Here is a 7,663-nt window from a genome sequence, read left to right as displayed (position 1 = left end):
ACTACCTTTTGGATAAATCGCTGATTTTAAACCAAAATCTTTGATACCTTTCTATCATGATCTATTCCAGACTCTTTTTATACCTCCTGTTTGCTATACTGACTTCCTGTTTTTCAAATTCAAAAGAAAAACAGGAGGAATCAAAAAACTCACCTGATAATTCCACTAAAAAAATATCGATTCAAGAAATCGAACAGGGTATCAAAGCTTTCATTGATAAGGAAACCGAACAGAATGAAGGATTCTTTCTTTTAAATGACAAAGAGCGAAATCTAAAATTAAAGCTGGTAAGGGTTCATACTGAATACCTTTCCAATCTGGGACCAAACAGGCACTTTGCATGTGTCGATCTTGCAGATGAAAAAGGCGATGTCTATGATGTTGATTTCTTTCTCGAAGGAGAACCGGGAAATATGGTAGTAACAGAAACTTCCCTCCACAAATTAAATGGCAAACCATTCTATACCTGGAAACAAGTGGTCGACAAAACATGGAGAAGAGTCCCGGTAGAAACTGCCTCCTCCGACCTCTTGGGTGTTGTAGAAGGAAAAGATGAGTTTGAGTTTTATTATCAGGCAAAAATCCCTGTGATCAAAGACAATGCAAAAGTTTGGATACCAATTGCCCAATCCGATGATTACCAGGATATCAAAGTCATTTCCATGGAAATTCCGGGAAAACACAGGATACTGGAAGAAAAAGTTTTCAACAATAAAATCCTATACATAGAGCTGGAACCCGAACATAGTGATGAGGAATTGGAAATTAAATATATGGTCCAAAGAAAAGAAAAAGGGCCCTATGAAGCGATTCAGCCAATTGATCAAATTTATTTGGAACCAAACATATTGATGCCTGTCGGTGGACAATTCAGCGAAATAGCCAACGAAGTAATTAAAGGAAAAGAAAATGAAAGCAAGTTATTGCAAGCCAGAGCACTTTATGATTACATCATTGACAACATGCGCTACATGAAATTTGGAGACTTTGGAAGAGGAGATGCGGTGTATGCCTGTGATTCCAAAACCGGGAACTGTACAGAGTTTCATTCTTTCTTTATTTCATTGGCAAGGTCAATAGGTATTCCTGCGAGGTTCTCTATCGGAGCATCTATCCCTTCTGATAGGGATGATGGTGGTATAGATGGTTACCATTGTTGGGCTGAATTCTATGCAGAAGGGAAATGGTGGCCTATTGATATCAGTGAAGGGAATAAATATACCGCTTTGGCTACTTATTATTTTGGCCGACACCCGGCCAATCGGATTGAATTAAGCCAAGGAAGAGATCTTGAGGTCACACCAAGTCCTGCGTCAGGCCCTATAAATTTCATTGCTTATCCTATCATGGAAGTGGGAAAAGAGATTGCCTATCCATTGACCACCTTTTCATTTACAAGAAAAAATTAAGGCTGTGTTTCCACAGCCTTTTGATTTTGAGTTTAAAGTTAGCGGAATTAATTGTTTGGATGCTCACCTCCTGTGGTATCAGATTTAGGGTGCTCATCACCATCACTTGGATGCTCATCACCATCATTCGGGTGTTCGGCATGTTCGGTGTCCTCAGTTGTTTTTTTGTTGCCACAAGATGTTGTTGCTGTTGCAAACAGGAATCCTGATACTAAAATAAGGATAAGAAATGACTTTGATTTTTTTAATAGGTCCATATTTTCATTGTTTTATTTAGATAATAAAGGATGTGGAAACAACAAGTTAATCATTATTATTGAAATTTAAACTGATTTCATGATACCAAAAATTTACATTCAGCGGAATTTATACATCATCTTCATCAAAATCATCTTCTCCCGGCGCACCCATATCGAACATGGAGCTAAAAAGATCTTTGAACTGCAAACCGGTATCCAATAGTTTTTTGCTGAGTTGACTGTATTCCGCAAGGCCGTGAAGGGCAAACTCCATGAAGAACTCTTTTTCCTTTTCGGGAAGGGTTTTTAAAGTTCCTGTGATAATATCTTCCAATCCCGGTACCTGATGCAGATTGAATTTATATTCTTTGTCACTTTGGGAAGCCAAAATGTCCAGAGAATTCCCATCCCCAAACCATGACAAAGGAAGTATATAAGTATTTTGTTCCTTTTCTTTTTTCTTTTGTTCCGGTGAAGGAAAATAGTCGGTAAACAAGGTCCTCACTGCTTTTCCTATTAAAGTGTAGGCAACAAGCCCCGCACCTTCCTGTTCACCTTCATAGACTAATTCCACTTTGCCCGTGATTGCTGGAATGATACCGATAAGGTCTGCAACTCTTACCACTGTATTTTCCTCATTGTTCATATAAATCCTTCTTTCAGCTGCCGAAATCAGATTTTCATATGCCGAAATGGTCAATCGCGCAGAGACACCGCTTTTTTCATCCACATATTCACTTTTCCTTGCCTCTACCGCTATCTGTTCTATCAGGTCCTTCATCAGTTCTGGTACATGGATTTTTGAGGTTGGTTTACCCTCAAGCCTCGCCTCTTGCTTGGTGATGCGTTTTCCTATTTCAATGGTTTTGGGATAATGGGTAATTATCTGGCTCTCAATTCTGTCCTTCAGCGGTGTAACAATACTGCCCCTATTGGTATAATCCTCTGGATTGGCTGTAAACACAAATTGTATATCCAAAGGCAACCGGAGTTTAAAACCCCTGATTTGAATGTCCCCTTCCTGTAGAATATTGAACAAAGCTACTTGTATCCTTGCCTGCAAATCCGGCAATTCATTGATCACAAAAATGGACCTGTGAGATCTTGGAACAAGTCCATAATGAATTACCCGCTCATCATTATAAGAAAGTTTCATTGTCGCAGCTTTGATTGGATCAACGTCGCCGATCAAATCCGCAACAGAAACATCAGGAGTTGCAAGTTTTTCTGTATATCTGTCATTTCTATGCCACCATGAAATTGGTGTATGGTCTCCTTTTGATGCAATTATATCCCTTGAAAAGGTAGAGATCGGATTCAATGGATCATCATTCAATTCTGAACCGGCCACGACAGGAATATACTCATCGAGCAATTGTGTCATCAATCTTGCTATTCTTGTTTTGGCCTGACCTCTTAGACCCAAAAGATTGATATTATGTCTCGAAAGTATGGCCCTTTCAATATCAGGAATAACAGTATCCTCAAATCCCCAAATCCCTTCAAATACATTTTCTTTGTTCCGTAATTTGTGGATCAGGTTTTGTCGCAACTCTTCTTTAATAGACCTTGGTTGATATCCTGAAGCTTTCAATTCCCCAAGAGTAACTATTTTCAATAAGTCTTTTCCTGCTAATTTTTGGTAATCCATGTTTAAAATTTTTTGGTTCTGTTTCGTCTATAATATTCAAAAATTAAATCCCCCAAACCTTTGAGGCTACTGTAATATGCGTTTCCATTATTCACTTTTGTGAATTCCTTTACAAATTCCTTGAGATAAGGGTCGGAAGCTATCATAAAGGTGGTGACAGGTATTTTCAGTTTTCGGCATTGGGCCGCTAGTTTGAGCGTCTCACTGAGAATTTTACTGTCTATTCCAAATGCATTTTTATAATATTTGATTCCAACTTTCAAACAAGTAGGTTTTCCATCAGTAATCATGAAAATCTGCTTATTCTGGTTTTTTCTCCTTCTAAGCAAATCCATGGCAAGTTCCAATCCGGCCACTGTATTGGTATGATAGGGTCCCACCTGTAAGTAAGGCAAAGCCTTGATTTCAATCTGCCAGGCGTCGTTACCAAATACAATAATGTCCAAAGTGTCTTTGGGGTACCTTGTTTTGATCAGTTCCGCCAAAGCCATCGCAACCTTTTTGGCGGGTGTAATCCTGTCTTCCCCATAAAGAATCATAGAATGGGAAATATCAATCATTAACACAGTCGAAGTCTGTGTCCTGAATTCATTTTCAACTACCTCCAGATCATCTTCGGTCAAAAGATAATCTCCCCCAAATCCGTGATTGACCTGGGCATTTCTGATGGAATCTGTAAGCGCAATCTGATCAAGGTTATCACCAAAATTATATGGCCTTCTATCCGTCCCCTTTTCATCACCCTGACCCGAATGGGTTGTTTTATGATGGCCGCCTTTTCCTTTTTTAAGTTTACCGAATATCTCCTCCAAGGCATTTTTACGGATTGATTGTTCGGCCTTCCCGGTGATTTTGAATTCCCCTTTTTGGTTTTCTTCGGTGAGGTATCCCTTGGTTTTAAGGTCTTCAATAAAATCACCTATGCCATAATTTGGGTTGGTCATATTGTATCGCTTGTCGAGATTGGTCAACCAAGCCAAAGCTTCTGCAACATCTCCTCCGCTCATTGTAACCAATTGCAGGAAAATATTGAGTAAATTATCAAAAGTATCTTTCTCCGGATCTTGGGGAGGAACATATTGTGTAAAACGAAAACCTTTCATAATAGCATCATAACAATGAGAGTACCATTCAGGTTTAATAATTGAAAACAAAATAATAACCAACATGAAAAACTACCTATTCCCGGTCTATTTGGTGACAGCCTTTTTGATCATTTATGTTACAGCCATTCAGGTAAATTTGAATACCGGATTGATTTTGTTTATGTTTTCGATCTCTCCCATTTTAATTCTTTGGATGGTGTATAAGGTACTTACCGCTGACGTAGAAGTAACCGGTACATTTGAAGAAAAATGGTATGAAGATCAGTAAACGGGTAAGGGTCTTCGGAAAAGTTCAAGGTGTCTTTTTCAGAAAAAGTACCCAACAAAAAGCAATTACCCTGGGAATCAAAGGTTGGGTAAAAAATGAGGCTGATGGTACTGTTTTGGTAGAAATGGAAGGTGATATCAGGGCTATATTGGAAATGGAATATTGGCTTAAAAAAGGCCCGCCAATGGCAGAAGTTGAATCTCTGGACATTTCCCAGGAAGATGAAAAAGGTTACCGGGAATTTTTGATTCTGGATTAAAGACAGATCCAATCTTACTTCAATGATATGAACTTTCAGCTATTTCCGATTAGCTGGATTTTCAATTACACTTGCCCTTTACAAACGACAAAACCCCACTGTTCCTTGCGATGCAATCATTTGAATAAGTCTTTCCATCACAGCCACAGACCGGATCATAGATCATGTAACAGACAGCTTCATTATTGATTTTGGTTGTATCAATGCAGGTATCTGAAGCCAATTCCTTATTTTCAACATCATCACATTGAAATGAAAGCATGATGACGGCGAAAATTGTAACGACGAAAGGAAAGATTTTTTTCATAAGAAGTTTCGGATTTTATCTTAAGACGTAATTTTGTGCAGATACGCTACAAAAATGGATAATGTTTTTTTTATCTAAATAAATACATTTAAATTCTTGGTCTCAAATTGCATTTAATTAATTTAAATTTTTAATTTCCGCATTCCTTGTTATTCGGATTTTCCAGATTCCACCCACTGGCAAAAATTTAATTATGGTTATTTTAGGATTAAATTATTATTTTCATGACTCTACAGCTTGTATAGTGGTAGATGGCCAACTAATTGCTGCTATTGAAGAGGAGCGATTAAATAGGGATAAACACACCAAACATTTTCCAGAATTGGCTATCGCAAGGTGTCTCAAAATGGCCAATCTGACTTTTAAAGATATAGACCATATCGCTGTTTCAATTAAACCTACTCATAGCCTTGGAAAAAAATTAAGGTATGCCATCAGTCACCCAAAAAGTCTGAGATACTTTATCAGTCATGAATTTGTCCATGCTTACAGAAAGCAAAAATCCTTTTGGAAATGGTTCTACGGTGAGTATGAATCTAAAGATAGTGGTCCTAAAGTTCATTTTATACCCCACCATTATTCGCATGCACCGGGATCATTTTTTGTCTCTCCATACAGGGAAGCTGCACTATTGGGCATAGATGGTTCAGGAGAGTGGGCTACTGCGATGTTGGGTTTTGGAAAGGGCAATGAAATCGATACTTTCGGTGAAAGCTTTTTCCCCCATTCTTTAGGTTCTTTCTATGAAGCGGTCACTTCATTCTGTGGCTTCAAAACAAATTATGATGAGGGTAAGACGATGGGATTAGCACCTATGGGTGATCCTAAAGTCTTTAAAAAAGAAGTTGAGAAGATAGTTAGCATTGATAATAAAGGAGGAATTCATATTGACCTGAGTTATTTTGGCTACCAAAATTTAAATTTTGGGAAATATTCACATCTATCTCCAAAATTCATCCGCATTTTTGGAAAACCAAGGTCTCCCGGTGAATCCTTCAAAAAACACCACATGGATGTGGCTGCTGCTTTCCAGCGTGTATTGGAAGACCGGGTACTGGAAATCTGTGAAATCCTTTACCAAAAGACCAAAACCGATTATTTGGTCATTTCCGGAGGGGTGTCTCTCAATAGTGTCATGAACGGAAGGATTATAAGGGAAAGTAAATTTAAAGACATATATGTGATGCCTGCCGCAGGGGACAATGGGACAGCAATCGGGGCTGCATATTATCTCTACAACGGCATTTTTAAAAAACCAAGAAACTTTGTCCATCTAGATCCCTATGTCGGAACCAGCTATACCAATGAGGAAATTGAACAAATCCTAAAGGCCTGCAAGCTTAATTATCAGTACCATGAAGATATCTGCGAAGAAGCAGCCTCTCTTTTGGAAAGTGGTAAAATAATAGGTTGGTTTCAGGGAAAAATGGAGATCGGCCCAAGGGCATTGGGCAGCCGGAGTATTCTTGCCAACCCGGCTTTTCCGGAAATGAAAGAAAAGATAAATTCTGAAGTCAAATTCAGAGAGGCATACCGTCCTTTTGCACCTTCAACAATTGTAGAAGCCAAGGATCGATTTTTTGACCTTGAGGTTGAAGATCCATTTATGCTAAAAGTCTGTAATGTTCTCGAAGATCAACAAAGAACCATTCCTGCTGTGACCCATGTGGACGGAAGTGCAAGATTACAGACTGTTAGAAAAGAACTACATCCCAGGTATTATGATATCATCAAAAAACTTGGGGATAAAACCGGAATTCCAGTTGTCCTGAATTCCAGTTTCAATATTCAGGGCGAACCTGTGGTGGAATCTCCGAAAGATGCTCTTCGCTGTTTTTTTTCGACAGGTCTTGATGCTCTTGTGATTGGAAATTTTACCCTAAAAAAGAAGACTGCAATCAAAAAAAGTGAAGATTTACAAGAAGAATCCTCAGTCGAAATCAATCAACACTGAATGTTTTAAGGAAGATTTATATAGAGAAAACCCCTCTTTAGGTTTTGTTCCCTATTTTTGTAAAATGGGAGAAAAAAAATGTCCTCATTGTGGAGACTGGTCTAAGTGGACCACAGACATCAATGATACTTGTGAGCATTGCGGAAAATCCTTGGGAGGTCGTGATTTGGAATATCATGAAAGCCGTCAAAAAGATATTCAGGCGAATAAAGAGCAATGGATCTTTCACATCAAAGAAACAGACAGTGATATTATGAAAGGCCTAAAAAAGATCGGGAACATCATTTACACCATTTACATGGCCATCATTACATTTCTTGCTGCTCTTATTGCAGCACTACCGGGATGATATCAGTTTTCAAAAATCCATATTTTTTAATCGCATGCATTATTTTTTGGCTCAATCAGTTTTTGGAAAAAGTAATGAAGGTTTTTATTCCTTATATCCATGCTTATCTCGATGATTTAAT

The 7,663-nt window shown here is 38.3% G+C and carries 9 protein-coding genes; 5 read left to right on the top strand and 4 right to left on the bottom strand.

Going from position 1 to position 7,663, the window contains the following annotated elements; all coding sequences use genetic code 11:
• Window positions 1-56 precede the first annotated feature (56 nt).
• Window positions 57-1,409, top strand: coding sequence for a transglutaminase-like domain-containing protein (locus tag ACEW8O_RS18240; protein ID WP_373496062.1), 1,353 nt, complete (start codon window positions 57-59; stop codon window positions 1,407-1,409).
• A 47-nt stretch (window positions 1,410-1,456) separates the two neighbouring features.
• On the opposite strand, the gene ACEW8O_RS18235 is transcribed toward ACEW8O_RS18240, so the two are convergent.
• From ACEW8O_RS18235 to ACEW8O_RS18225, 3 genes are all read right to left on the bottom strand, one after another.
• Window positions 1,457-1,666, bottom strand: coding sequence for a hypothetical protein (locus tag ACEW8O_RS18235; RefSeq protein WP_373496061.1), 210 nt, complete (start codon window positions 1,664-1,666; stop codon window positions 1,457-1,459).
• 109 nt (window positions 1,667-1,775) lie between these two features.
• Window positions 1,776-3,299, bottom strand: coding sequence for a magnesium chelatase (locus ACEW8O_RS18230; protein ID WP_373496060.1), 1,524 nt, complete (start codon window positions 3,297-3,299; stop codon window positions 1,776-1,778).
• 2 nt (window positions 3,300-3,301) lie between these two features.
• A complete protein-coding gene (locus ACEW8O_RS18225) occupies window positions 3,302-4,402 on the bottom strand; it encodes a VWA domain-containing protein (protein WP_373496059.1) in 1,101 nt (366 codons plus the stop codon).
• Window positions 4,403-4,466: 64 nt separating this feature from the next.
• On the opposite strand from ACEW8O_RS18225, the gene ACEW8O_RS18220 reads away from it, so the two are divergent.
• Window positions 4,467-4,673, top strand: coding sequence for a hypothetical protein (locus ACEW8O_RS18220; protein ID WP_373496058.1), 207 nt, complete (start codon window positions 4,467-4,469; stop codon window positions 4,671-4,673).
• Entirely contained in the window at window positions 4,660-4,932 is a 273-nt protein-coding gene (locus ACEW8O_RS18215) for an acylphosphatase (RefSeq protein ID WP_373496057.1), read from the top strand. Before ACEW8O_RS18220 ends, ACEW8O_RS18215 begins: the two co-directional genes overlap by 14 nt.
• Before the next feature lie 61 nt (window positions 4,933-4,993).
• On the opposite strand, the gene ACEW8O_RS18210 is transcribed toward ACEW8O_RS18215, so the two are convergent.
• Window positions 4,994-5,239, bottom strand: a complete 246-nt coding sequence (locus tag ACEW8O_RS18210) for a Kazal-type serine protease inhibitor family protein (protein ID WP_373496056.1) — start codon at window positions 5,237-5,239, stop codon at window positions 4,994-4,996.
• Between the two features lie 193 nt (window positions 5,240-5,432).
• On the opposite strand from ACEW8O_RS18210, the gene ACEW8O_RS18205 reads away from it, so the two are divergent.
• Together ACEW8O_RS18205 and ACEW8O_RS18200 are read left to right on the top strand one after the other, a co-directional pair.
• Window positions 5,433-7,193 carry a carbamoyltransferase gene (locus ACEW8O_RS18205; RefSeq protein ID WP_373496055.1) on the top strand — a complete coding sequence of 587 codons (1,761 nt, stop codon included), beginning with the start codon at window positions 5,433-5,435 and terminating at the stop codon, window positions 7,191-7,193.
• 64 nt (window positions 7,194-7,257) lie between these two features.
• On the top strand, window positions 7,258-7,542 hold the full coding sequence (locus ACEW8O_RS18200) for a hypothetical protein (RefSeq protein WP_373496054.1): 285 nt from the start codon (window positions 7,258-7,260) through the stop codon (window positions 7,540-7,542).
• The last annotated feature ends 121 nt before the right edge of the window (window positions 7,543-7,663 follow it).

The sequence above is a fragment of the Aquiflexum sp. genome (genome assembly GCF_041749095.1).
Taxonomy (GTDB): domain Bacteria; phylum Bacteroidota; class Bacteroidia; order Cytophagales; family Cyclobacteriaceae; genus Aquiflexum.
This window is presented reverse-complemented; position numbering and strand designations above follow the sequence as displayed.

Bases quoted from the DNA above. Each gene is read 5' to 3' on its own strand.
- ACEW8O_RS18240 (WP_373496062.1), top strand. From the start codon at position 57: ATGATCTATTCCAGACTCTTTTTATACCTCCTGTTTGCTATACTGACT.
- ACEW8O_RS18235 (WP_373496061.1), bottom strand. From the start codon at position 1,666: ATGGACCTATTAAAAAAATCAAAGTCATTTCTTATCCTTATTTTAGTA.
- ACEW8O_RS18230 (WP_373496060.1), bottom strand. From the start codon at position 3,299: ATGGATTACCAAAAATTAGCAGGAAAAGACTTATTGAAAATAGTTACT.
- ACEW8O_RS18225 (WP_373496059.1), bottom strand. From the start codon at position 4,402: ATGAAAGGTTTTCGTTTTACACAATATGTTCCTCCCCAAGATCCGGAG.
- ACEW8O_RS18220 (WP_373496058.1), top strand. From the start codon at position 4,467: ATGAAAAACTACCTATTCCCGGTCTATTTGGTGACAGCCTTTTTGATC.
- ACEW8O_RS18215 (WP_373496057.1), top strand. From the start codon at position 4,660: ATGAAGATCAGTAAACGGGTAAGGGTCTTCGGAAAAGTTCAAGGTGTC.
- ACEW8O_RS18210 (WP_373496056.1), bottom strand. From the start codon at position 5,239: ATGAAAAAAATCTTTCCTTTCGTCGTTACAATTTTCGCCGTCATCATG.
- ACEW8O_RS18205 (WP_373496055.1), top strand. From the start codon at position 5,433: ATGGTTATTTTAGGATTAAATTATTATTTTCATGACTCTACAGCTTGT.
- ACEW8O_RS18200 (WP_373496054.1), top strand. From the start codon at position 7,258: ATGGGAGAAAAAAAATGTCCTCATTGTGGAGACTGGTCTAAGTGGACC.